The organism is Sphingobium sp. KCTC 72723 (assembly GCF_014280435.1).
Lineage (GTDB): Bacteria > Pseudomonadota > Alphaproteobacteria > Sphingomonadales > Sphingomonadaceae > Sphingobium.
Window position 1 is genome coordinate 1,345,502 of record NZ_CP060388.1, and the last position, 23,238, is coordinate 1,368,739.

The window sequence follows — 23,238 nt, forward strand, 5'->3', positions numbered from 1 at the left end:
GAAAGGCGGGCAACGCTACCCCGCCAATCCTTCCGCCTTTTCCGCGAGTTCCAGCCAGCGCATTTCCGCCGCTTCTTTCTCCGCCCGCGCCTTTTCGATCGCGCCGGTCAGCGCATCGAACCGCTTGCGATCGCGCGTATAAAGCGCCGGGTCGGCCAGCAACTCCTCATCGCGGGCAATCGCCCCCTCCAGTTCCTCGACTCGCTTGGGCAGCAGTTCCAGGTCGCGCTGGTCCTTGTAGGTCAGCTTGGCCGACACGGGTTTCGGCGGTGGCGGCGCGGCGACCGCTTTTCTTTCGGCCTTCGCCGCCTTGCGCGGGTCGCGCTTGGCGATCCAGTCGGCATAGCCACCCACGATCACGTCCACCACGCCCGTCCCGTCCAGCCCCAGCGTGACCGTCACCGTCCGGTCCAGAAAATCGCGATCATGGCTGACGATCAGCACCGTACCGTCATAATCGGCGATCACTTCCTGCAACAGGTCGAGCGTTTCCAGGTCAAGGTCGTTGGTCGGTTCGTCCAGCACCAGCAGGTTCGATTCGCGGGCAAATTCCCGCGCGAACAGCAGGCGCGACCGCTCGCCGCCCGACAATGTCATGACCTTTGCCTCGGCCAGCGACGGGTCGAACAGAAAGTCCTTGAGATAACCGTGGATATGCTTGCGCACCCCGCGCACGTCGATCCAGTCGCCCCCTTCGCACAACACGTCGCGCACCGTCTTGTCGCCCTGCATCAGGCTGCGCTGCTGGTCGATGAAGATCATGTCGAGCGTCTGGGCCAGCGTCACCCTGCCGCTGTCAGGCGCCAGTTCGCCAGTCATCAGCTTGAGCAGCGTGGATTTGCCAGCGCCATTGCCACCCACGATGCCGATCCGGTCGCCGCGCTGCACCCGCAACGTGAAATCATCGATGATCGTCCGGTCCCCGAACATCTTGGTGACATGCTCGGCCTTAATGACGCTCTTGGTCTTGCTGTCGTCGCTGGCCACCGCGATCTTCGCTATGCCCTGCGGCCCGTTCATCGCCGCGCGCGTTTCACGCATTTCCCATAGCTTGGCCAGCCGCCCCTGGTTGCGCTTGCGCCGCGCGGTAACGCCGCGTTCCAGCCAGTGCGCCTCGATCTTCAGCTTCGCGTCCAGCTTGTCGGCGGCCCGTGCCTCTTCGGCATAGACTGCTTCCATCCACTGTTCGAACCCGCCAAAGCCAATTTCGCTGCGCCGCATGATGCCCCGGTCCAGCCATAAGGTCTGCCGCGTCAGCCGGGTCAGGAACGCCCGGTCATGGCTGATCACCACGAACGCGCCATTATAGCGCGCCAGCCAGTTTTCCAGCCAGTCGATCGCGGCAATATCCAGATGGTTCGTCGGTTCGTCCAGCAACAGCAGGTCCGGCTCGCTCGCCAGCGCGCGGGCGATCGCGGCGCGCCGACGCTCGCCCCCGCTCGCGGTTTTCGCCTCGCGCGACAGGTCGATGCCCAACTGGTCGGCAATGGCTTCGACCTCATGAACCGGCGGCGCAAACTCGCCCGCCATCGCGAAATCATGCAGCGTGGCATAGGCGGTCACGTCGGGATCCTGCTCCAGCATGATGACCCGCGCGCCCGGCTGCACCGACCGCGTGCCTTTGTCAGGCTCGATGATCCCGGCGACCAGTTTCAGCAGCGTCGTCTTGCCCGCGCCGTTACGCCCGATCAGCGCCAGCCGGTCGCGCTGGCCGACATGAATTTCGATCCCCTCGAACAACCAGTGGGAGCCTTGCGAGAGGCCGAGATTTTCATAGGAGAGAAGAGGTGCTGCCATGGGCGTGCAGCTAGAGCATTTTTGAGGCAGGTGGAACCACCTGCCGGCTCGGAAAATGCGGAAATCAAAAATGGCGTTCGTGCGCGGCGGGGCAAGAGCGAGGGAACCGGAAAGCTGTCGGAAGGCTTTCAACGCATGTCAGCGTCCATTCATCGCAGCCGTCACAAAAGCACTGCATCCCAATTGGAGAGTTTCCCGCCATGAAATCCGCCTTCGCCCTGATGGCCCTCGCCACCGCATCGCTGCCCGTCGCGGCCCTTGCCCAGACCAGCGTGACCATCGCCGAAACCGCGCCGGTCGTGACGCTCAACGTCACGCAAAGCGTCGAAGGGGCGCCCGACATCGCGACCGTCGGCACCGGCGTCCAGAGCCGGGCCATGACCGCGCAGCAGGCCACGCGCGACAATGCCGCCAAGACCGAAAAGCTGGTCGCCGCACTGGCCAAGGCGGGCATTGCGAAGAAGGACATCCAGACCAGCGGCATCAATCTGTCGGCGCAATATGACTATAATCAGCGCGAGGGCGAACCGGCAGGGCCGCGCTTCACTGGCTATGAAGCGTCCAACCAGTTGACCGTCAAAGTCCGCGACGTGCGCAAGACCGGCGCGCTGCTCGACGCGATGGTGGCGGCCGGCGCAACCAGCATCAACGGTCCCAGCTTCGCCATAGACGATCCTGCTCCGCTGATCGCGCAGGCGCGCGGCGCAGCGTTGAAGGACGCAAAGGCGCAGGCGGATTTCTACGCCCAGGCATCGGGCTTCCGCTCCGCCCGCCTCCTGACCATCAGCGAAAGCAGCAGCGGCGGCAACCGCCCCATGCCGATGATGGAAAGCGCACGGTTCAAGGCAGATGCTGCGCCGACAACGCCGGTCGAACCCGGCCTGGTCAGCGCATCGGTATCGCTGACCGTCCAATATGCGCTGGAACGGTGATAGCTTAAGGGTCAAGCCGCCAGCGCAGGATCGCACGATCCGCGCTGGCACCCTTGACCAGCCGCGCGTCCACGCCCCGTTCGGCAAAGATCTTGAGCGCAGGAAAATCACCTTCGCGCCGCACCGCCATGTCCACTGCCATGCCCGTGCGTTGCGAAGCCCATAGCGCCAGTTCCAGTGCCTCCTTGCTGGTGGCGCGCCCTTCCTTGTCCAGATCAAGCGGCGGCAGGGCCAGCACAGGCGGTTCGACTTCGATGATCCAGCCCGGCGCCATGGCCGCTGCCCGAACCTCCAGCGCCTGATAGGCAGCCAGGCCCGCATCGGGCAGCGGCTTGGCCCGAACGACCGCCCGTTTGTGGACGGTATCGACCGTTACCGCATCAGGATTCACTCCGGCAATCAGGGCTAGGCGATCGGTCATGCGATCGACCAGCCCCTGCACTTCCCTGCGCGCGCTCTGCACCGCCAATAGCTGCGCGCTTTCCGCACCAACGCCCTCTCCAACCCGGATTTGTTCGATGTCCAGCGCGACCGGACGGCCCAGCATGGCGCTCAAGGCCCGGCTCGCTCTGGCATCCGCGCCTTTTTGATACACGCTGGTCAACACGCTTGCGGTGACGGCAATTGGCTCTGCCTCGAAATCCAGGTCGATCTGGCTGATCCGCGCGCCGCCGGCAAATTCCCGCTTGATGACATCGCGCGCATCGCGTGCGGCCCTGGCTTCCCACGCAATCTGTCCCAACGACAGACCCAGCGGCACCGCCAGGCCCAGGAAGATGGCAGCGATGAACGCCGTCTGCATCCAGCTTTGGCTGGGCGACAATTCCCGTCCGAAGCCATAAAGCCGCGCCATGATGCCGACCGCCAGCGCGATCGTCACGAAGTTGGTGAAGAATAGCAGAAACGCCCCGCCCGCGACCGTCGCGTTCAACGTCGCCAGACCAAAGCCGACCGTCGCAAGCGGGGGCATAAGCGCCGTGGCGATCGCCACCCCCACGATAGTCCCTTCCTTGCCCCGGATCATGGCATAGGCACCGGCCAGCGCCGAAAATAGCGCAACCATCAGGTCGAACAGATTGGGCCGGGTCCGCGCGGCAATTTCACTGGTGACTGTCTGCAACGGCGACATCAGCACGATCAGTGCGGTAAACAACACGGCCAGAACCGCGCCGCCTGCCAAAGCGGTCAGCGTCCGCCGGATTTCCCGCGAATCTGTGGTCGCCAACGCAAAGCCCAGCCCCACGATCGGTCCCATCAACGGCGAAATCAGCATCGCGCCGATCACCACGGCGGGCGACGACAGCAACAGGCCCAGCACCGCAATACCCGCAGACATCAGGATCATGAAGGCATAGCGCGGACTCCAGCCATCATCCTCCCGCACCCGGTCCACGACGCTCTGATGGTCGATTTCCCGAATGACATGGCCCCGCCACCAACGCGGCACGACTTTCCATGCGGAGGGATCGGCTATTGTTCTGGAATCTTCTGTCGTCATAGTCCAACGGCATAGGGGATGGCGGAACGGCTTTCCATCTTCAAACGCGCCCCATCATTCACCACCTGTTCAATGCCTTCCGCCTATGCCATGCCCATGACAATGAAATCGAACATGCTGTCCCGATTACTGACCATCCCGCTCGGCGCTGCCGTCGCACTGACCATGGCCATGCCCGCCGACGCGGCGGGTCGTCGCGACGAACAGGACGCCGCGCGCCGCGCCATGCTGGACGGGCAGGTCATGCCCTTTGCCATGATCAAGCGTCGCGTGGACGCACAGATGGGCGGCGCGACCTATGTCGGCAGCGAATTTGACCCTTCCTCCAACCGCTATCGCCTGAAATATGTGAAGGATGGCAAGGTGGTATGGGTTGATGCGGATGGCCGGACCGGCGATATCATCGGCTGGGCGCGCTGACCGCGCCTGCACTATAAGAAGAACGGAACCGCCATGCGCCTGCTGATCGTCGAGGATGAACCAAGTCTGGGCCAGCAGCTCAGGAACACGCTGGAGGGCGCGGGCTATGCCATCGACCTTGCTACCGATGGTGAGGACGGGCATTTCCTTGGCTCTACCGAAAGCTATGACGCGGTCGTGCTAGACCTGGGCCTGCCCACCATCGACGGGCTGACCGTGCTGGACCGCTGGCGCAAGGAAGGCCGCACCTTCCCCGTGCTGGTGCTGACTGCGCGCGACAGTTGGTCGGACAAGGTCGCCGGGCTGGACGCAGGCGCGGACGATTATCTCGCCAAACCGTTCCAGAGCGAGGAACTGATCGCCCGCCTGCGCGCGCTCATCCGCCGCGCGTCTGGCAATGCGTCGAGCGAACTGACGGCGGGCGACGTGCGGCTCGACACCCGTTCGGGCAAGGTCACGCTGGCAGGCGACCCAGTCAAACTTACGGCGCAGGAATATAAGCTGCTGTCCTACCTGCTCCACCACAAGGGCAAGGTGGTCAGCCGCACCGAATTGATCGAACATATTTACGATCAGGATTTCGACCGCGATTCCAACACGATCGAAGTGTTCGTCACCCGCATCCGCAAGAAATTGGGTGCCGACGTCATCACCACCATTCGCGGCCTTGGCTACAGCCTGGACGAGCCGGGGCGCTGATAGCGCCATCTATTCCGTTCGCCCTGAGCGAAGTCGAAGGGGCTACTCCGAACGCAGTGAGGAACCTTCGCTTCGCTCAGGAGAAGGCTTCGACAGGCTCAGCCCGAACGGATATGGGAACAGTCTGACCACTCATGACCGATCCCGCCAGCCCTCCCCCCGTCCGCTCCACCGGATCCATCAGCCGCCGGATGATCGGCATCGCCGCGCTGTGGATCAGCGTGCTGCTGGTCGGCGGGGGCGTAGCGCTGGACCGGGTGCTGGCCGACGCGATCACGCGCAATTTCGACGATGGCATGAATTATGTCCTGACCGCGATGATTGCCGCGTCAGAAATCGGCCCGGACGGCGAAGTCTTGTTCAACCGCGAACTGGCTGACCAGCGCTTCCTGGAACCCAATAGCGGCCTCTATTACCAGATCAGCGCGAAGGGGCGGGAGGACTGGCGTTCCCGCTCGTTATGGGACCGCGCGCTCAAAATGCCGGACGAACATCATGACCGGCACCTGCACGTCTATGACAGCAAGCAGTTTCCAGGCGAAGACCTGCGCATCATGGAACGCACCGTCGTCCTCCCCGGCTCCAACACCCGCTGGCTGTTCATGGTGGGGCAGGCGCGCGAGGGGTTGAACGCGCAGGTGCGGACATTGCGCTCCACCTTGTTCAAGAGTTTCGCGCTGCTCGCGCTGGGCCTGTTCGTGCTGGCCACGTTGCAAACCATCTATGGCCTGCGTCCCTTGCGCAAGGTGCGGCTGGAAATCATCCGTATGCGGGGCGGCGAAAAGAGCCGCGTCACCGAACCCATGCCCGCCGAAGTGCTGCCCATGGTCGAGGAATTGAACGCCCTGCTCGCCCATAATGAACGGCAGGCGGAGGAAGCGCGCACCCATGCGGGCAACCTGGCCCATGCGCTGAAAACCCCGCTGACCGTCATCATGAACGCCGCCACTGCGCAGGCGCCCGACCTTGGCGAAAGCGTGATCCGCGAAGCGACCACGATGCGGCGGCAGGTCGACCATCACCTCGCCCGCGCCCGTGCCGTGGGCCGTCGCGGCGCGGCGCAAAGCCGGGCGGAAGTCTGGGCCAGCCTGACCGCCGTCGAACGCGCGGTCCAGCGCCTCTACCCCCACACTCGCGTCGACATGGATGGCGAAAAATCCGCGTCCGTCCGGGTGGAGCGGCAGGATCTGGACGAAATGCTGGGCAACCTCATCGAAAACGCAGCCAAATATGGCGGTGGCAGCGTGTTCGCCACCGTCATGGCCGCCGCCAACGATATGGTGGAGATATTGGTCGAGGATGACGGCAGAGGCATACCGGAAGCCGACCGCGTCCGCATCTTCGATCGCGGCGTGCGGCTGGATTCAGGCAAACCCGGCACCGGATTGGGGCTGGCCATCGTGCGCGATGTCGCGGAAATCTATGGCGGATCGGTCGCACTGGAAGAAAGCGAGGATCTGGGCGGGCTGCTGGTGCGGCTCAGATTGCCGGCGGCCTAATGCGACGGCACCTTTATTTCATCGCGGGCTGGGCATCGCTGGGCCTTGGTGCGATCGGCGCGTTCCTGCCGCTGCTGCCCACCGTTCCCTTCATGATCCTGGCCGCCTTCTGTTTCGCCCGCTCCAGCCCGAAGCTGGAAGCCCGCCTGCTCGACCACAGGCATTTCGGCCCGCATATCCGCCGCTGGCGGGAACGCGGCGCAATCAGCCGCAAGGGCAAGAAAGCCGCCCTCGCCGCCTTCGCCTTCAGCGTAGCGTTGGCCCTCATCTTCTCCCCCTTCCCCTGGTTCCTCATCCCCATCACCGCCGCCCTGATCGGCGGCACATGGATCTGGACCCGGCCGGAGGGGTGATGGGGCAGCAGGCGGCCGAAATATGGCGTTCAACGTAGAGGATACTCAGCCCGAACCACAGGCTCATCAATATCGTCACCCCAGCGTAGGCTGGGGTCTCAGGCGATTGCGGGATGTTTTTTCCAAATAGGATTATGCTTTGCTTCAGGTCTGACTGTTGCGCGCCTCCGCCTGAGATACCAGCCTTCGCTGGCATGACGGATGAGCGGTGCGTGCGCTTGAGCCGAAGTAGGTGCAGTTGCCGACGTCTCGCAACTCTCCTAAACCACCTGCGCTCTACGGTCCGCGCCTACCCCTCCCCGTCCTGTCCTACACCCGCCCCTTCATGGCAAAAGCAGCCTTGCTCCTTCCCATCGTCAGCCCTCCCTTTCCCGATCGCGCCCATGCGGCCCGGTCGGCGCGGAAACTTACACGCACTTGTCATGCGCGACATGGACGAACTTAGCGAAGTTCCACGTCACGCCATAAGGCAAAGGGCGCGCCATCCGATCGGAAAACGCGCCACAAGGCACTGTATTATAAAGGAAAACGCAGGCCTGACCCCGCGCCGAACATCCCGGCGCAGGCAATAGCGGAACCCGTCAGTTCATCGCCAAAATCATGTTCCGCACCTGCGGATAGACCTGCTTTTCCCATTTGCTGCCGGAAAACACGCCATAATGGCCCACACCCGGTTGCAAATGGTGACGTTTCATGTGCGGGCGAAGGCCCGTGCAAAGGCCATGCGCCGCTGATGTCTGGCCCACGGCGCAGACATCGTCCTTCTCGCCTTCCACCGTCAGCAGCGCGGTGTTGCGGATCGCGCCCGGATCAACCCGGCGGTCACGGTGCATCAACTCGCCCTTGGACATCAAGGTGCGCTGGAACACCATGTCCACGGTTTCCAGGTAAAATTCCTTGGTCATGTCCAGAACCGCGAAATATTCCTCGTAGAATGTCTTGATCTTGTCGGCTTCCACCGTCTTGCCATCGGCCAGCAACTGATAAAGTTCGCGATGCTGCGATCCGTGCCGCTCCATGTTCATCGCCATGAAGGCGGACAGTTGGAGGAAGCCGGGATAGACTTCGCGCCCCCGCCCGGCATAGCGGAACGGGACGGTGGAAATCAGGTTCTTTTCGAACCATTCGATCGGCTTTTCATTGGCCAGTTCATTGACCACGGTGGGCGCGGCATTGGGGTCGATCGGCCCGCCCATCAACGTCATCGAACGCGGCGTGGCCTTGTCCTTGTCCTGCGACATCAACGCCACGGCGGCCAGCGCCGGCACGCATGGCTGGCACACCGACACCATATGCGCGCCTTCGCCCATTTCCTGAAAGAAGCGAATCACATAATCGACATATTCGTCAAAGCCAAAACGCCCAGCGGAAAGCGGCACGTCGCGCGCATTCTTCCAGTCGGTAATATAGACGTCATGGTCGCGCAGCAAAGTGACGACCGTGCTGCGCAACAAAGTGGAAAAATGACCCGACATCGGCGCTACGACCAATACGCGCGGCTGTGCCGCTTCCACGTCATCCTTGGCAAAATGCAGCAGGTCGCCAAATGGCAGGTCCAGAACGACCTCGTCACGCACGGCAACTTCCGCGTTACCGCTCACCACACTGTCGATATTATAGGCGGGGCGCTTGTGCGTTACCCTGGCACCCTGAAACACGTCCATCAGGGCGAACATGCGGCGCGGCATCGCCCAATCGGCCATCGGACCCATTTTGTCGCGCATCCCCAGCGCCACTTGCGCGCCAAAACGCGCAGGGGCCAGCATGTCGTTCCAGGCCTGGTAACCGCTATACAGCATCCGCATGTTCCCAAACGTACCTTTGTTGAACCCATCGACCGAATCGGTCTTACACTGAAACGCTATACATGCTTTTTATGTTGCGCTGCATCATGATAAATGTGAGTTAAGATCGAACCGGGAGGATTGCCATGGCCGTCGCGGAACTGACCCTTTCCAGCAAGAATTATTCGTCCTGGTCGCTACGGGGCTGGCTGCTCTGTCGCATTGCCGGGCTGGATGTCGTCGAAAAACTCATTGCGCTCGACGACCCGGAAAACCGGGCCGAACTGTTGCTGCTTTCGCCATCCGTGCTGGTCCCGCGCCTGACGCATGAGGGCGCGAGCGTATGGGACACGCTGGCCATTGCCGAATATCTCCATGAACTTTATCCCGACGCCGGCATGTATCCGGCCGATCGCATCGCCCGCGCCCATTGCCGGTCGGTGTCGGGGGAAATTCATTCCGGCTTCGCCAATCTGCGTTCCGCCCTGCCCATGAACCTGAAAGTGCGTCACGCCCGCTTCCCGATCTTTTCGGGGGCCAAGCCGGACATCGAGCGGATCGAGGCGATCTGGGCGGAATGCCTGACCAGCTATGGCGGCCCATGGCTGTTCGGGGACAAGCCCACCGTCGCCGACGCCATGTTCGCGCCGGTTGCCGAACGCTTCCTGACCTATGCCGTGCCGGTGTCCGTCGCTTCGGCGGCTTATTGCCAGACGATCAACGGCTGGCCGCTGATGCGCGAATGGATCGACGAAGCGCGGGTCGAACCGGACGAAGTTCTGGAACTCGATATCGAGTTTTAAGCGGGTAGTTTAGGCTGGCCTTTCCTCCAATGACAGGTGGGGGTATGGCTTTGCCCATGACCATACGCACGCTTGCTCTGGCCCTTGGCCTGAATGCCCTGACCGCCGCCCTGCCCCTTCACGCCCAGACGGCCATCGATCCGCAGCAACTGGCGCAATCGGTAACGGTACTGGCGTCTGACCTGTTCGAAGGACGCGCGCCCGGCACCGTCGGCGAAGAACGGACGATCGGATATCTGGTGGGGCGGTTTCAGGCGCTGGGGCTGGAGCCGGGCGGGCCGGATGGCCAGTGGGTGCAAAGCGTGCCGCTGCTCCACACCCGCCTTGGCAAGGCGGAAAAGCTGGCCGTGACACAGGGCGGCACCACGACGCCGTGGACAGTGGGTAGCCAGGTCTATCTGTCCACGCTTCAGCCTGCCGATCATGTCGCGGTAAACAACGCGCCGCTGGTGTTCGTCGGCCATGGCGTGTCCGCCCCCGAACGCGGCTGGGACGATTATAAGGGCGCGGACCTGAAGGGCAAGGTCGCCGTCTTTCTGATCAACGACCCGGATTTCGAAGCGGTCAAGGGGGACGACGCTTTGGGTGCATTTGGCGGCCGCACCATGACCTATTATGGCCGCTGGACCTATAAGTTCGAGGAAGCGGCCCGGCGCGGCGCAATCGGCGCGCTGATCGTCCATGACACGCCGGGCGCTGGCTATGGCTGGAACGTCGTGGTCAGCCCCGGCGGCGAAAATTACGATCTGGTCCGCGCACCCGACAAAGTCACCAGCTTTCAGGTGCAGGGCTGGATCGAAGGGGATGCCGCCAAAGCGCTGTTCGCCAGCGCAAAGCTAGATCTTGCGGCACTCCGCAAGCAAGCGCGCAGCAAGAATTTCCGCCCGATCGACCTGAAAGGCGCAACCTTCTCCGCTGCCTTCCCGGTCGCAGGCGAAGTCGTGAAAAGCGCCAACGTCCTTGCGCGCATTCCAGGTGCCAAACGGCCGGATGAAACCGTGATATATGGCGCGCACTGGGACGCCTATGGCAAGGGCGCACCAGATGCACAGGGGCGCCTCTATCGCGCCGGGGCCAATGACGACGCGCTGGGCATAGCGGGCCTGTTCGAAATCGCCCGCGCCTTCAAAGCTGCGCCAGCGCCCGACCGCTCCGTCATTTTTGCGGCGTGGACTGCCGAGGAACGCGGCTTGCTGGGGTCCGAACATTATGCCGTCAACCCGGTCTGGCCGCTCGACAGGACAGTCGCCAACCTGGCCATCGACATCCTCCAGACGGCGGGCAAAGCGAAGGACGTGATCCTGGTCGGCAAGGGTCAGGGGACGCTGGAGGATGATCTGGCGAAGGCCGCCGCCGGGCAAGGGCGCGTCGTGACACCCGAAAGCCTGCCCGAACGCGGACTATTCTACCGTGCCGATCATTTTTCCATGGCCAAACGGGGCGTCCCCGTCCTGCTGCTGATGGGCATAGCAGGCGCATCGGACTTGGTCGAAGGTGGCCGGGCAGCGGGTCAGGCATGGGTCGATGCCTATACCGGCCAATGCTATCATCAGGCGTGCGACGCGATCGGCCCAGACTGGAAGCTGGACGGCGCGGCTCAGGATATCGACCTGATGCTGACCATAGGCCGCAACTTGGCCACATCGAACCGCTGGCCGCAATGGAAAGCGGGATCGGAGTTCAAGGCGATCCGCGACCAGAGCGAGGCCGTGCGAAAATAAGCGCTATGGCTGGTCGGGCGCCTTGGCATCATCGGCAAAGAAATGCTGGATCACGTCCCGCGCCAGCCGGGCCGGGCGCAGCGTGGAAGCATCGATGCAGCACCAGCTGGACTTGACCTCCGCCAGCACATCTTCGCCGCGACGGATGATCGTTTCGTAAAAGGCGCGCGCGCCCTGAACCTTTTCCAGCAGGACGGTCGCAATGACGTCATCGTCGAGGAAAGTGGGCTTGCGGTAAGTGATTTCATGTTTGAGCGCGACCCACAGATGCTGCGCGACCGCTTCGGACGGGGCGAGCGCACGCCAATGGTCCAGCACGGCGGCCTGCACCCATTTAAGATAGCTGGCATTATTGACATGACCCATGAAGTCTATGTCGGCGGCCTCTATCCCGACAGGGTAGAAATGGGGAATCGCGTTACTCACACCGATGTCAATATCACCGCTGCATCGCGTTCGATAGGGGAAAGTCGGGGGCGGAATGCCCGCCCCCGCTCTTACAAGGTTTAGAAGCGATAGCCGACGCTGGCCACGACCTGATGGCGGTCGGTGTCGATGTCGAATTCGCTGCTGGTCGCGCCGTTCATATAGTCGATATGGGCGCTGTCATATTTGGAGTAGCGATATTCGACCTTGGCGAAGGTGTTGGCGTTGATCGCCCGTTCCACGCCGCCACCGATGCGCCAGCCGTCCAGCTTGAACGAGGTGTCGGTCGACTGGTTGGTGTCGGCCGCCAGCACATTGAGCTTGGCATTGGTGTAGCCGCCCTTGACGTAAACCAGCGTATTGGGGTTGGCGAGGATGCCCGCGCGCGCGCCGACATAGAGGTCACGACCCTGGCTGACACGGCCAAAGCCGAACTGGTCGGTCGGGTCGAAACGGTCGCTCTTAGCGGTGGAGTCGGTATATTCGCCCTCCACGCCGACGACCGCGCTGCCCAGATTGACGTCATAACCCGCGCCGACGCCGTAGAGCAGGCCGTCGATCGACTGGTCGTCATTGCCATTATTATTATCCACGTCGCTGCCTGCGCCGACATGGTCATAACCCAAAATGGCTTCGACGCGCGGGCCAGTGAAGGTCGGCGCAATGTCCTGCGCCAAGACGGGCGTGGCGACCGATGCGCCGGCGAGAAGGCTTGCGACCATAAACTTGTTCATATGTAACTCCATTGTCATGCACCCCCGCAGGAGTGAGACGAGGGAAGTCCCGGCGCGCCGGTTTGTTTCATGAACGGGAGATAAACACCTGATTATGTTGCATTAAGGTCACGCTATCGGGTCGGCTCATCGCGATTTCGTGGTATCGCGGCGATGAGTTGAGAAGGGCGGATCAACATTCCACGACATTGACGGCAAGGCCGCCGAGCGATGTTTCCTTATACCGGCTGGCCATGTCCTCGCCCGTCTGGCGCATGGTTTCGATGACTGCGTCGAGGCTGACGATATGGCGGCCATCACCCTGAAGCGCGAGATAGGCGGCATTGATCGCCTTGACCGCCCCCATCGTGTTGCGTTCGATGCAAGGAATCTGGACCAGCCCGCCGATCGGATCGCAGGTCAGGCCCAGATTATGTTCCATGCCGATTTCGGCGGCATTTTCGATCTGGCCATTGGTGCCGCCCAATACGGCGGCAAGGCCAGCCGCCGCCATGGAGCAGGCGACGCCAACTTCGCCCTGACACCCCATTTCGGCGGCAGAGATGGATGCGCGCTTCTTGTAGAGGAAGCCGATGGCAGCGGCAGTCAGCAGGAAGCGGCGTTCGCCATCGCGGTCCGCGCCGGGAACGAAGCGGCGATAATAATGCAGCACGGCGGGAATGACGCCCGCCGCGCCATTGGTGGGTGCCGTAACGACGCGGCCACCAGCGGCATTTTCCTCATTCACGGCCAGCGCGAACAGGCTGACCCATTCGAAAATCTGGGCCGGGCCAAGCGCGTCGCGTTGCAGGCGCAGCCGCTGGTGAATGGCCATGGCGCGGCGGCGGACTTTCAAGCCACCGGGCAGCATTCCCTCCTGCGCCATGCCCCGGTCGATGGAGGCGGACATCGCGTCGATCACGCTGTCGAGGAAGGCGTCGGTTTCGCCCTGTGTGCGCCAGGCGCCTTCGTTGCGCAGGACCAGCGTGGCGATGGACAAGCCAGTGCTTTCGCCCCGCTCAAGCATTTCCGCGCCGGAGGAGAAGGGATAGGGCTGGACCACATTATGGCCGAGCGGGGTGTCGGACGCCGGGGTTCCGGGCAGGACTGCGCCGCCGCCGATGGAATAATAGTCGCAGGTGAACGGGTCAGCCTGCCCCGCGAACCATGCGGAAAAGCGCATGGCGTTGCTGTGCGCTTCAAGAAATTCGCCCTTGTGGAACAGGAGGTCGCGGGCTTCCTCGAACGGCACCCACTGGTCATGGGCGCTGCCCGCGCGGATGCGCCCATCGTTGCGAATGGCGCGCAATATGGCAGGGATGGTGTCAGGATCGACGCTTTCGGGGCGCTCCCCCGACAGGCCGAGCAGGATCGCGCTATCCGTTGCATGGCCATGGCCGGTCAGCGCAAGCGAGCCGTACAGGTCGCACTGCACGCGGACCGGATGGGCGGGCAGCGAGTCCATGAACAGCAGCGCGGCGCGCATCGGGCCGACGGTGTGCGAGCTGGACGGGCCGATCCCAATGGTGAACAGGTCCATCACGCTGATCGCGGCGGCAGCATCCAGACGGGATTTGGTCATGGCTCAATAATCTTTCGACACGCGCACATTGGCGCTTTCGCGGCCCAGCGTGGAGATGGCGGCGAGCAGCGAAAGCCAGCGAGTGACCTGATATTCGATGCGGGTGGCGCTATATCCCTGCCCGTCGGTGATCAGTTCGACATAGGTTTTGCGGGTGAGATATTTGCCCGCCGCGATCGACGTCCCCTGCCCCTGTGTCGGGTCCGCCGCGATGATGCGCAGCCGGTCCAGCCCCGCCGCCTTGCGCACCGCATTGATCGGGTCGAGGCCGCCATTGCCCTGAAGCGAGCCGACTGCGGAGGCAAGTTGCAACGCTTCGGGCGCGGACAGGTTGGTGATGGAAGTGCCGAACAGGATGCGCGAGAGCAGTTCGTCCTGAGGCAAGGCTGGCACGCTGTTGAAGGTGATGTCGGGTTTGAGGCCCGTGCCGCCGACATGGATGGTCGCGGTCAGGTCATTGACGTCGGCCACCGCATCAATGTCCAGCGTGGGATTGACCGGGGTCTTGCCGTCGAACTGGATACGGCCTTCGCGCAATTCAAAGCGACGACCGGCAAATTCATAGCCGCCCCGCACCAGCTCCGCCCGGCCCGCAATCGCCGGGTTGGTGACGGTGCCGCCCAGGTCCAGGTCCGCGCGCCATTCGCTGTCGAGGCCAAGGCCAGTGACGGTCAGGCGATTGCGCGCGCGCGCCTTGATCGCCAGCGCCCATGGCACGTTGCTGCGCGGTTTTTCGATTTCGTCGCCGCGCCGGTTGATTTCGATCACGCGCAGTTCGGGAATGGCCGCCACGGCAGCGGCGCGGCCCAGTGTGAAGCGGCTTTTGTTCAGCACCAGATCGCCGCCAATCGTGCCGCCCACACCATCGGAGCGCAGGGTGATCGGTCCGGTGACGGTGGCGGCAATATCGTCACGCTCCAGCAGCGCGGCATTGTCCGCCTGAAGCGACAGGTCCATGCCGACGCCCGCAATACCGTTGAAGGTAAAGCGCCCGGTGCCGCCGACCGTGCCACCATTTTGCGCGGTGGCGGCGAAGCTGGAAATGACCAATTGCGCGCCGGAGAAGCGGCCCCGCGCCTTGACCTTGCCCAACCGCATCCCCGTGACGGGGCTGTTGATCGTGGCGTTTTCCGTCGCCAGCACGCCGGTGATGGCAGGATCGCCCAGCGTGCCGCGCATGTCGGCGGAGACGCCCACTACGCCGCCAATGTCGACAATTTCCACCCCGGTCAGCCGCCACAGCGTGTCCGCCGCGCCATTATAGCGTAACTGCGCGAAAAGCGGCGCGGCGTTGAGGCGCTGGACGAGACTGCCCTGCGCGCCGATCGGGCTGAGCAGCGCCTGCGCGCGGCCAATGGTCTTGCCTTCGGACACGAACAGCATCCGCGCGGCCAGCCGATCCGCACTGAGCGCTGCGTTAACGCCGACATCGACAGGCCGGCTACTGAGCGACAGGCCGGAGCGCGACAGGCCACGGATGCGAATGTCCGCCTTGCCCGTGGGCAGGCCGCCACGCGGCGCAGCAAAGCTGAGCGATCCGGTAGCAGCACCGCCAAGGCCCAGATTGTCATAGCCGATGTCGAGCAGCGAAAGCGGCATTTTCTGCATCCGCGCCTCGATATGGGTGGAGGCAATGCCCTGTTCGCCCGACAATTGCAGCGATCCGCCGGCATAGCTGATCGTCACCGGGGACAGGCGCCAGCCATCGTCGGTGCGCGTGAACAAAGCAGCGTGGGTCAGGCGGATGGGCCGTTTGTCGATCGTGCCGCTGGCCGACAGGCGGATGGCGTCGCCATCGACATGCGCTTCGCCCTGAATGTCGAACAGGCGGCCACGTTGCCCCGACAGGCTGCCGCGTATCTTGCCCATGCCATCGACCAGATCGGCATTGGCGGCAAAGCGCCCCAGCAACAGGCCGCCCACGCGCAACCCGCGCGCCTGCGCCGTGGCCGTGACGGTGGTGCCGTCGGGGTCCAGCAATATCGTCGCGTCGAGCGACCCGCGCCGCACGGCGATAACGGTCGGGCCGTCGAAGCTGGCGTCGTTGGCCGTGAGTTTGAGCTGCACCTGCTGGATGGCGTTGACGGGTTTGAAGGCGACATAGCCGGTGACCGGGCCGTTGACGACCAGTTGCCCGTCCAGCCCGCCGGTGACCGGGCGAATGTCGCCGGTCGCCGTCACGCCCGACACGTCCAGCCGGGCGACGCGCACGATCGCCTGCCCACCCTGCGGCAACAGGATGACGCCGCGCCCGGTGAAGGGACCAAGGGTCGAGCCACCAACTGCGGTGTAGCTGTAGCCATTGGCGTCCGGCACCAGCTTTGCGCGCACATCGCGCAGGCCCAGCGCGTTGAGCGGACGGGCGAGCAGCAGGTCGATGGCGGGGCGTTCTATCATACCATCGAGCGTCAGGCGCAGCGGGCCATATTGGCGATGCTGGCCGCTGCCTTCCAGGTGGAGCGATCCGTCACGATGGCGCACGCCGCTGCCCGATACCGTCAGCAGGGGCGATTCCAGCCGCAGGCCAGTGAGTGCCACTTCGCCCCCCGGCAGCAGCGCGAGGCCGGTGCGCAGCGTGGGCAGGCCACCGCCCAGCGAGCGCAGGAAATCATTGTCCAGCCGCCGCACGCGCGCGAAAGCATTGCCGCTCAGGCCAAAGCTGCCATTGGGACCGGGGACCGCGCGCAGGCGGGACGTTAGATCGACAATGCCAAGGCCACGGATGGCCAGGCCGTTGATCTGGCCATCCAGCCCGAAATCATAGCGGCCAGTCGCCAGGTCGGCGAGCATGACCAGCTTGCCGCGCAGCTTGTCGGAACGCAGCTGCATCGGGTTGCTGACGATCTGCTGCCCGTTAAGTTGCAGCACGCCGTCGAGCGCGAAATTGCGCACGATGCCCGCGACCAGATCCCCCTGCCCGTCGAGGCGGCTGGCGCGCAGGCGCAGGGGGATGAGGACCGGGCCATTGGCTGCACGCCGCCCCTTGCCGTCGATGCGCACGTCGCTGATCCGTGTCTTGTCGAAAGCCAGTTCGCGCGCGGTGAGCAGATATTCATAGCCCAGCGTTGCAAAGGGACCATCAAGCCGGATTTTCGCCACGACGTCGCGGCCGCGCATGGTTTTCAGCAAGGCTTCGGGCCGGGCCAGCTTGACGTTCACCAGCATATTGTCGAGCGCATTGTTGCGCAGGTCGATCGCGCCGTCAGCGTCAATGTCTATCGCTGTGGAGCGCAGCCAGAGGCGGCCGTCAATCAACCGGTCGACCATGGTGCCGCTGGCGCGGACGGACAGGCGGGGTGCGGCCATGCGGCGCAGCAGACCGTTGCCCGCAATCGCGCCACCCTCGACCGAACCGCGCGCCGAATAGGCACCGCTGCGCGCGGCCAGCACGAAATCGGCGACAGGCTTACTGTCCAGTGTGGCGGACAGGCGCCCGTCCCAGCGACGCCAGCCGCCACGCCCGCCGATGCGCAGATTGGCGTCCTGCTTCAGACCCGCCATCGCCGCCAGCACGCCGCCCTTTGGCGCATTGACGGTCACGTCCAGGCGGAAGCGGTCATCGTCCGGTCGACTGTCGAGCGCGATGGCCAGTGCATCCTGCCCGTCAATGACGCGCGCGGTCAGATCAATGATCGCGCGACCGCCGCGAATGTCTGCGTCGCCCGACAGCGTTGCGGTCTGCGCGCGCCCGGCGACGCCCGGCGCGATGGACAGGCGACCGACCGAAAACTGCATCAGCCGGATGTCGAAGCCGGGCAGGATCGGTCCCTGCGCCTTGCTGGGGTTGAGTTTGGGCAGTTTGTGCAACGTGGCGCGCGGAATGACCAGCCGGTCGATGTCCAGCCGCTTATAGGCCCAGGCAAAGGGCCACCAGTCCAGTTCCACGCGCGGCGCGTCCAGGAACAGCCCATTGGGATCGGACAGGGTCAGATTGTGCAGCACCGCCTTGCGATAGATGCTGCCGTCGATCCGCTCGACGCCAATGGTCAGGCCCGATGGCGGATGAATGGTGGCAATGCGCGAGACGAGGAAGCGATGGCCCGGCGCGGTATCGAGCCATACCAGCGCACCCACGACGACCAGCAGTACGCCCGTCAGCAGGCCCAGCAGCCAGCGTTGCCAGCGGCCATCCCATGCGCGGCGGGGTTTGGGGGCGGATGCTTCGTCCGCCATCAGAAGGCTTGCCCCAGCGAGACATAGACCGCGACTTTGGGATCGCCCGATTGCGGATTGATGGGCGTGCCGACGTCGATGCGGATCGGGCCGAAATTGCTGTAATAGCGCAGGCCAAGGCCAGTGCCGATGCGCAGGTCGCGAAAGCGCGGCAGGAAGCTGGTGGAGATATTGCCCGCATCCACGAACGGCACGACGCCGAAATTGCCGAAGCGCACCCGCGCCTCCAGCGAAAACTCCGCCAGGCTCTTGCCGCCGACCGGATCGTCATCCTCGCCGAAACGCGGGCCGATCGCCTGATAGCCATAGCCGCGTACCGATGCGCCGCCACCGGCGTAAAAGCGGCGCGACGGGGCGATCTGTTCGACGGTCGATCCCAATATGGTGCCAAAACGCGCACGGGCGGCAACGACGATCCGTTCACTGACTGGCTGGTAGATGCTGCCGTCCAGCTGAACGCGGGTGTAACCGAACGTCTTGTCCTGAAACGAGATTTCCGGGCTGATCCGGCCGCCCAGACGAAACCCCTTCGACGGGTTGAGCAGGTCGTCGCTGCCATCATAAGTCAGGCTGAGCGGGATGGCCGCGATCAAGAATGTGCGCCGCGCACCGCCGGAAAAGGCATCCGCTTCATCCGATGCGATCAGTTCCGCGCCGACGCGCCACACCCAATCCTTCTGGAACAGGATGTTGGTCTGCCGCTCCAACCCGCCCGACAAAGTGATGGTGCGCGCGTCATAAGCGTCGCGCCTGATGTTGCTGACCGACAGCAGGCCAGTCAGCACATTGTCGCGGCGATGGAAATTGTTGCGGCGGTAGGTGAAGGAAGCTGTCTGTTCCTGCGTTCCAACCACGCCGCGCACGGTCACGGCCCCTTCGGGCGGGAAAAGATTACGATGCTGCCAGCTGATTTCGGCGCGATAGCCTTCGCCCGTGCCATAGCCCAGTTCGCCCGCGACCGTGCGCAGCGGCGCCGGGCGCAGGTCGACGGCGAGGTCGACATGCTGGCCATCGCCCGCATCCTTTGGCGTCAGGCTGACCGAGGAAACAAGGCCGGTGGCGACGATGGCACGGCGCAGATCTTCTACGTCGGACGCCTTGTAGGGGTCATTCGGGTCGAAACGGGCAATGTCCTGCACATGGGCGGCATCGAATAACTGGTCGTCGCCCATCATGATTGCGCCGAAAGTGCGAAACCCGCCGGGTGTCACGATTATGTCGAGGTCGCCCTTGCGCTCCTCATGGTCGATGCGGACTTCGGCTTCGTCCACTTGCGCGAAGGGAAAGCCGCTTTCCGACAGAGCGGTAGCCAGCGAATCGCGGCCCGCCAGGATGATGTCGGCATCCACCGGGTCGCCGGGCTTTGGCGGGAAGGCATCGCGCAGCGTCGTTTCGCGATCGCCGGTTTCGGCCAGGCCAGTGACATCGACCGTATCGAGCAGATATTGGGTTCCCGGCGTCACGTCGAAGGTGACGGCCAATCGGTCGCTGCCCGCTGCGGGCGCACCGACTGCGCCCCTTATGCGCGCGGCATAATAGCCCTTCGCGCGCAGCAGCCGGTCGATGAGGTCGCTGTCCTCCTTGATCCGGCGATTGATCTGCGCAAGGTTGGCAGGCTTCCCCTGCCCCTGCCGCAGGACCGACAATTCATCGAAGCGCAGCGTGAATTGCGCGTCGGCAATATTGTCTATGCCGCCCAGCGTCACGGTATAGCGGCGTTCTTCCCCGGTATCGGCGAAAACAGGGGTGTCATCCACAGGGTCGCTGGACGTCGGCGTGTCGAAAGCCGGCGCGGTCGCAGCCGATTGCACATCGGCCGGATCATCGGGCAGCGGAGCGACGCTGTCAGGTTGCGCCATGTCGGGCCAATCCAGCCCTATGTCCGGCATAGCGTCGAGCGGCTGGTCAACGTCCGGCGCAGCGATATCGGGCAGGGATGGCGGGGCAGCATCCTGCGCCCGCGCCAGGCAGGGCGCAGCCAACAGCAACGGAGCCAGAAGAAGCCGTGCGGGATGCGGGCGGCCAGAAGCGCGGCAACGGTTCCGCAAACCATGGGTCATGCCGCTGGTCTAGCCCAAGTGCGGACGCAAAGGCCAGCCCCGAAACGCACGATCACGCGCCAATGCAATGATCAGAAGGCGGACTGCAAACGATCAAACAATGCACGCGCCGGATTGGCATCCGCCATGGTTGCCGGACGCATCATGATATCCATGCGATCCTGAAGTCGGCCGACACGATGATAGAGTTCCTGGCTGGCCTCTATCAACGAACGCGCCGCGAAGGGGAAATCGGCGGCCACGGCACCATCGGTTTCCGCCGCGCGGCCCAGCCGATATTTTTCGTCCATCAGGTCCATGTCGCCAATTTCACCGCGCTGCCAAGCGCGCTGGCTGAGCAGCCAGGCAATGACGTGCATCAGGCGGGTCGTGACCTTGAGCGATTCGCAGGCGAAGGCCACGCGACGCAGCGGGTCGGCAATACCATCGTCCAGCGCGCTACCGCCGTCGAAATAGGACCGTGCCTCGTCAGCCATCACCATGGCTTCGAGATAAAGACCATCGACAAGCCGCCGGTGAAGGCCGCGATCAAGAAAGGCTGCGCTCTGCATCCCCGATGCGTTGCACATTATCGTCATATTGTCAGGCCTAATGCAGCGGGCTGGCCAGCCAATGTCCCATTCAGGGCCGGTTAGCGCGCGGTTAACCATGAAAAGCCCTGACCGCTCGTATCAGGCGCAGATATTGCGCGATCAGGCGATGATGTCGGGGACCAGTGCATCTTCCAGCAGGACGATTTCATCGCGCAACCGCAATTTGCGCTTTTTGAAGCGGGCAATCTGCATCTGATCGCCACCGCCTGTATCGGCCAGCGCCGCGATGGCGCTGTCGAGATCGCGATGTTCGACCCGCAACGCTTCCAGCCGACGCATGATGTCTTCCCGGCTCATTGCGTCTCCGATTTACGACCCAGACTTCTCATTTCGCCTGAATAGCCCGGCCGTCCGATGCGGGCCATCGCAAAATTTCCTGCAACCCGGCGCAAAGCGCGAATCAGCGCGAGACAAGGCGAATATTTTTTGATCTACTTCGTCATCCATTACCCCTCATCTGGAGAATGTCATGGAAAACAGCCATATTTCAGCTCTTTCAGCCAAACATGCCGGCCTTGATGCGCGAATCAAGGCGGAGTCGAGTCGGCCCATGCCCGACGTCATTCTGGTGGCCTCGCTCAAGAAGCAGAAATTGCGGCTGAAAGAGGAGATGTCGGCGCAGCATTGATTGCTGGGTCGCTTCGACCTGGGAGGCGTTCAGGGTCCGGCGGCGACAGACCGCCGACCCGGCGCTTGCCGTCAAGAACGCCAAGATATTTTGCCCGGACAATCGGAAATCCGCCCGGCGGCAGGCCGCGCTGCGACCCGTAGGTCAGCGGGGTATAAGGAATAACGACGCCGAAACGTCCGCTGTCAGCGGCGCGACTGGCTCATGTTGGCCGGGCGCAGATAGTCGGGCAATTGCTGGGCTACGCCATTGGATACCGGCTTGCGGGCCAGTTGCGGGTCGATGGCTTCGTCGAACGCCAGGCCGACCTTGTCGCCCCGCGCCCATGCGACCGTGGCAGAAACCTTGCCGATGCCCCGCAGGTCAAATTCGACCTGCGTTCCGGCAGGAACGGCGCGCTCGCAATCCGCCATCAGGCCTGTTGCCGACAAGTTGCGAATACGCGCCTTGCCAAGCGGGACGCCTTCGGGCGTGCTGAAACTGGTCAGCAGGAACAAGCTGTCGCGCGGCGCAGAGCGTGCCGGGCCGCGATCGGCACTATCCTGTTCTTCGTTCATGTTCAGACCCGTGCCTAAAGTGCCAGTTTGATGCGGGCAGAATAGACGATGGGGAATGGAAGAAAGGTTAATCGTCGCGGGAGATTTTTTCCTGCCGCTCGTGCTTTTCCTGCGCTTCGACCGTCATGGTCGCGATCGGCCGGGCTTCCAGACGACCCAGCGAAATCGGTTCGCCGGTCACTTCGCAATAGCCATATTCGCCATCGTCGATGCGGCGCAGGGCGGATTCGATCTTGGAGATCAGCTTGCGCTGGCGGTCGCGGGTGCGCAATTCGATGGACCAGTCGGTTTCGCTGGACGCCCGGTCGTTGAGGTCAGGTTCGCGCAGCGGTTCATTCTGAAGCACGGCAAGCGTGCCTTCCGCTTCGCTCAATATCTGCTTCTTCCATCCCCACAGCCGCTGGCGGAAATATTCCAGCTGAAGCGGGTTCATGAATTCTTCGTCGGACGAAGGCCGGTAATCGGCAGGAAGCGTTACAGTCGACTTGGGCGGCTTATCACCGTCTTTATCGGAATTCAGGACCGATGCCATCTGGCTCTCCGACTCGCTTGCCCCCGCAGCATAAAGCTCCGGGCGCCCATGACTTTTTACTGAGGGCGCCTCATAGCCATGGGCGCAAGGCGACACAAGCGGGCAATCTTCCGCCTGCCGCATTCCATGCCTGTTCCTTTGCGAATCCCCCGGCGACCCCGACAGGGTGCGATGATGACCGCAAACAGAGAAGCGACGCGCCAGTCCTTTACCGGAAGCCCCATAGTCGTTCCATAGTGGGACGTTAACCATCCCCTTGAGAAGACGGCAGGATTTCCCTCGACTTGGCACCTACATTCAGGGTTAACGGCATTGCAGTTAACGCTTTCTTTTGCGTTCTTAGGCACAGGAAGTTCTCACCAGTCCGGCATTGGATAACGCCAGTGCCGGGTTCCGGGGGAAACAGAAAAAGAGTGGATCCTATGTCGGTACGGATGGCATTGGCTAAGTTATGCGCCTGCACTTGCG

At 63.3% G+C, this 23,238-nt stretch carries 20 protein-coding genes; 8 read left to right on the forward strand and 12 right to left on the reverse strand.

Annotated features, from left to right (window positions below):
• Nucleotides 1–15: 15 nt before the first annotated feature.
• Complete coding sequence (locus SPBM01_RS06680) at nucleotides 16–1,797, reverse strand: ABC-F family ATP-binding cassette domain-containing protein (protein WP_188064565.1); 1,782 nt, start codon at nucleotides 1,795–1,797, stop codon at nucleotides 16–18.
• Nucleotides 1,798–1,997: 200 nt separating this feature from the next.
• Between SPBM01_RS06680 and SPBM01_RS06685 the strand changes: the two genes are divergently transcribed.
• Nucleotides 1,998–2,729, forward strand: a complete 732-nt coding sequence (locus tag SPBM01_RS06685; protein ID WP_188064566.1) for an SIMPL domain-containing protein — start codon at nucleotides 1,998–2,000, stop codon at nucleotides 2,727–2,729.
• Between the two features lie 4 nt (nucleotides 2,730–2,733).
• Here the strand turns inward: SPBM01_RS06685 and SPBM01_RS06690 are convergent, their stop codons facing one another.
• A complete protein-coding gene (locus SPBM01_RS06690) occupies nucleotides 2,734–4,176 on the reverse strand; it encodes a DUF389 domain-containing protein (RefSeq protein ID WP_410483028.1) in 1,443 nt (480 codons plus the stop codon).
• A gap of 123 nt (nucleotides 4,177–4,299) precedes the next feature.
• Between SPBM01_RS06690 and SPBM01_RS06695 the strand changes: the two genes are divergently transcribed.
• The 4 genes from SPBM01_RS06695 to SPBM01_RS06710 all read left to right on the forward strand — a co-directional run bounded on the left by SPBM01_RS06695 (nucleotide 4,300) and on the right by SPBM01_RS06710 (nucleotide 7,198).
• Nucleotides 4,300–4,647: a hypothetical protein gene (locus SPBM01_RS06695; RefSeq protein ID WP_188064568.1), complete on the forward strand. Its 348-nt coding sequence runs from the start codon at nucleotides 4,300–4,302 to the stop codon at nucleotides 4,645–4,647.
• A 33-nt stretch (nucleotides 4,648–4,680) separates the two neighbouring features.
• Nucleotides 4,681–5,346: a response regulator transcription factor gene (locus SPBM01_RS06700; protein ID WP_188064569.1), complete on the forward strand. Its 666-nt coding sequence runs from the start codon at nucleotides 4,681–4,683 to the stop codon at nucleotides 5,344–5,346.
• A gap of 191 nt (nucleotides 5,347–5,537) precedes the next feature.
• Nucleotides 5,538–6,845, forward strand: a complete 1,308-nt coding sequence (locus SPBM01_RS06705; protein ID WP_188065591.1) for a sensor histidine kinase — start codon at nucleotides 5,538–5,540, stop codon at nucleotides 6,843–6,845.
• Nucleotides 6,845–7,198 (forward strand): YbaN family protein, encoded by a 354-nt coding sequence (locus SPBM01_RS06710; RefSeq protein WP_188064570.1) that lies wholly within the window; start codon nucleotides 6,845–6,847, stop codon nucleotides 7,196–7,198. The genes SPBM01_RS06705 and SPBM01_RS06710 overlap by 1 nt, the downstream gene beginning before the upstream one ends.
• 581 nt (nucleotides 7,199–7,779) lie before the next feature.
• Here SPBM01_RS06710 and SPBM01_RS06715 read toward each other — a convergent pair.
• Nucleotides 7,780–9,003: a polyhydroxyalkanoate depolymerase gene (locus SPBM01_RS06715; RefSeq protein ID WP_188064571.1), complete on the reverse strand. Its 1,224-nt coding sequence runs from the start codon at nucleotides 9,001–9,003 to the stop codon at nucleotides 7,780–7,782.
• 125 nt (nucleotides 9,004–9,128) lie between these two features.
• On the opposite strand from SPBM01_RS06715, the gene SPBM01_RS06720 reads away from it, so the two are divergent.
• Both SPBM01_RS06720 and SPBM01_RS06725 read left to right on the forward strand, forming a co-directional pair.
• Nucleotides 9,129–9,785, forward strand: a complete 657-nt coding sequence (locus SPBM01_RS06720; protein ID WP_188064572.1) for a glutathione S-transferase — start codon at nucleotides 9,129–9,131, stop codon at nucleotides 9,783–9,785.
• A gap of 56 nt (nucleotides 9,786–9,841) precedes the next feature.
• Nucleotides 9,842–11,506 carry a M28 family metallopeptidase gene (locus SPBM01_RS06725; protein WP_188064573.1) on the forward strand — a complete coding sequence of 555 codons (1,665 nt, stop codon included), beginning with the start codon at nucleotides 9,842–9,844 and terminating at the stop codon, nucleotides 11,504–11,506.
• A gap of 3 nt (nucleotides 11,507–11,509) precedes the next feature.
• On the opposite strand, the gene SPBM01_RS06730 is transcribed toward SPBM01_RS06725, so the two are convergent.
• The 7 genes from SPBM01_RS06730 to SPBM01_RS06760 form a co-directional block, all read right to left on the reverse strand.
• Nucleotides 11,510–11,932: an acyl-CoA thioesterase gene (locus SPBM01_RS06730; protein WP_188064574.1), complete on the reverse strand. Its 423-nt coding sequence runs from the start codon at nucleotides 11,930–11,932 to the stop codon at nucleotides 11,510–11,512.
• Between the two features lie 80 nt (nucleotides 11,933–12,012).
• Nucleotides 12,013–12,666 (reverse strand): outer membrane protein, encoded by a 654-nt coding sequence (locus SPBM01_RS06735; protein WP_188064575.1) that lies wholly within the window; start codon nucleotides 12,664–12,666, stop codon nucleotides 12,013–12,015.
• 172 nt (nucleotides 12,667–12,838) lie between these two features.
• A complete protein-coding gene (locus SPBM01_RS06740) occupies nucleotides 12,839–14,227 on the reverse strand; it encodes an L-serine ammonia-lyase (protein WP_188064576.1) in 1,389 nt (462 codons plus the stop codon).
• A gap of 3 nt (nucleotides 14,228–14,230) precedes the next feature.
• Nucleotides 14,231–18,400, reverse strand: a complete 4,170-nt coding sequence (locus SPBM01_RS06745) for a translocation/assembly module TamB domain-containing protein (RefSeq protein WP_188064577.1) — start codon at nucleotides 18,398–18,400, stop codon at nucleotides 14,231–14,233.
• Entirely contained in the window at nucleotides 18,400–20,460 is a 2,061-nt protein-coding gene (locus SPBM01_RS06750) for an autotransporter assembly complex protein TamA (RefSeq protein ID WP_188064578.1), read from the reverse strand. The genes SPBM01_RS06745 and SPBM01_RS06750 overlap by 1 nt, the downstream gene beginning before the upstream one ends.
• A 71-nt stretch (nucleotides 20,461–20,531) precedes the next feature.
• Nucleotides 20,532–21,011: a DUF1465 family protein gene (locus SPBM01_RS06755; protein WP_188065592.1), complete on the reverse strand. Its 480-nt coding sequence runs from the start codon at nucleotides 21,009–21,011 to the stop codon at nucleotides 20,532–20,534.
• Between the two features lie 141 nt (nucleotides 21,012–21,152).
• The gene (locus tag SPBM01_RS06760) at nucleotides 21,153–21,350 is read right to left on the reverse strand and encodes a YdcH family protein (protein ID WP_188064579.1); all 198 of its coding nucleotides are present in this window, start codon (nucleotides 21,348–21,350) and stop codon (nucleotides 21,153–21,155) included.
• A gap of 172 nt (nucleotides 21,351–21,522) precedes the next feature.
• Here SPBM01_RS06760 and SPBM01_RS06765 point away from each other — a divergent pair, with 172 nt between their 5' ends.
• The gene (locus tag SPBM01_RS06765; RefSeq protein ID WP_188064580.1) at nucleotides 21,523–21,681 is read left to right on the forward strand and encodes a YdcH family protein; all 159 of its coding nucleotides are present in this window, start codon (nucleotides 21,523–21,525) and stop codon (nucleotides 21,679–21,681) included.
• A 185-nt stretch (nucleotides 21,682–21,866) separates the two neighbouring features.
• Here SPBM01_RS06765 and SPBM01_RS06770 read toward each other — a convergent pair whose 3' ends face one another.
• Both SPBM01_RS06770 and dksA read right to left on the reverse strand, forming a co-directional pair.
• Nucleotides 21,867–22,238, reverse strand: a complete 372-nt coding sequence (locus tag SPBM01_RS06770) for a PilZ domain-containing protein (protein WP_188064581.1) — start codon at nucleotides 22,236–22,238, stop codon at nucleotides 21,867–21,869.
• 67 nt (nucleotides 22,239–22,305) lie between these two features.
• Nucleotides 22,306–22,770, reverse strand: coding sequence for an RNA polymerase-binding protein DksA (gene dksA, locus SPBM01_RS06775; protein ID WP_188064582.1), 465 nt, complete (start codon nucleotides 22,768–22,770; stop codon nucleotides 22,306–22,308).
• Between the last annotated feature and the right edge of the window lie 468 nt (nucleotides 22,771–23,238).

Excerpts from the sequence above, each read along its gene's own strand:
- SPBM01_RS06710 (WP_188064570.1), top strand. The coding sequence starts at position 6,845 with ATGCGACGGCACCTTTATTTCATCGCGGGCTGGGCATCGCTGGGCCTT.
- SPBM01_RS06740 (WP_188064576.1), bottom strand. The coding sequence starts at position 14,227 with ATGACCAAATCCCGTCTGGATGCTGCCGCCGCGATCAGCGTGATGGAC.
- SPBM01_RS06750 (WP_188064578.1), bottom strand. The coding sequence starts at position 20,460 with ATGACCCATGGTTTGCGGAACCGTTGCCGCGCTTCTGGCCGCCCGCAT.
- SPBM01_RS06745 (WP_188064577.1), bottom strand. The coding sequence starts at position 18,400 with ATGGCGGACGAAGCATCCGCCCCCAAACCCCGCCGCGCATGGGATGGC.
- SPBM01_RS06700 (WP_188064569.1), top strand. The coding sequence starts at position 4,681 with ATGCGCCTGCTGATCGTCGAGGATGAACCAAGTCTGGGCCAGCAGCTC.
- SPBM01_RS06720 (WP_188064572.1), top strand. The coding sequence starts at position 9,129 with ATGGCCGTCGCGGAACTGACCCTTTCCAGCAAGAATTATTCGTCCTGG.
- SPBM01_RS06705 (WP_188065591.1), top strand. The coding sequence starts at position 5,538 with ATGATCGGCATCGCCGCGCTGTGGATCAGCGTGCTGCTGGTCGGCGGG.
- SPBM01_RS06695 (WP_188064568.1), top strand. The coding sequence starts at position 4,300 with ATGCCTTCCGCCTATGCCATGCCCATGACAATGAAATCGAACATGCTG.
- SPBM01_RS06685 (WP_188064566.1), top strand. The coding sequence starts at position 1,998 with ATGAAATCCGCCTTCGCCCTGATGGCCCTCGCCACCGCATCGCTGCCC.
- SPBM01_RS06715 (WP_188064571.1), bottom strand. The coding sequence starts at position 9,003 with ATGCGGATGCTGTATAGCGGTTACCAGGCCTGGAACGACATGCTGGCC.
- SPBM01_RS06680 (WP_188064565.1), bottom strand. The coding sequence starts at position 1,797 with ATGGCAGCACCTCTTCTCTCCTATGAAAATCTCGGCCTCTCGCAAGGC.
- SPBM01_RS06760 (WP_188064579.1), bottom strand. The coding sequence starts at position 21,350 with ATGAGCCGGGAAGACATCATGCGTCGGCTGGAAGCGTTGCGGGTCGAA.
- SPBM01_RS06770 (WP_188064581.1), bottom strand. The coding sequence starts at position 22,238 with ATGAACGAAGAACAGGATAGTGCCGATCGCGGCCCGGCACGCTCTGCG.
- SPBM01_RS06725 (WP_188064573.1), top strand. The coding sequence starts at position 9,842 with ATGACCATACGCACGCTTGCTCTGGCCCTTGGCCTGAATGCCCTGACC.
- dksA (WP_188064582.1), bottom strand. The coding sequence starts at position 22,770 with ATGGCATCGGTCCTGAATTCCGATAAAGACGGTGATAAGCCGCCCAAG.
- SPBM01_RS06765 (WP_188064580.1), top strand. The coding sequence starts at position 21,523 with ATGGAAAACAGCCATATTTCAGCTCTTTCAGCCAAACATGCCGGCCTT.
- SPBM01_RS06735 (WP_188064575.1), bottom strand. The coding sequence starts at position 12,666 with ATGAACAAGTTTATGGTCGCAAGCCTTCTCGCCGGCGCATCGGTCGCC.
- SPBM01_RS06755 (WP_188065592.1), bottom strand. The coding sequence starts at position 21,011 with ATGCAGAGCGCAGCCTTTCTTGATCGCGGCCTTCACCGGCGGCTTGTC.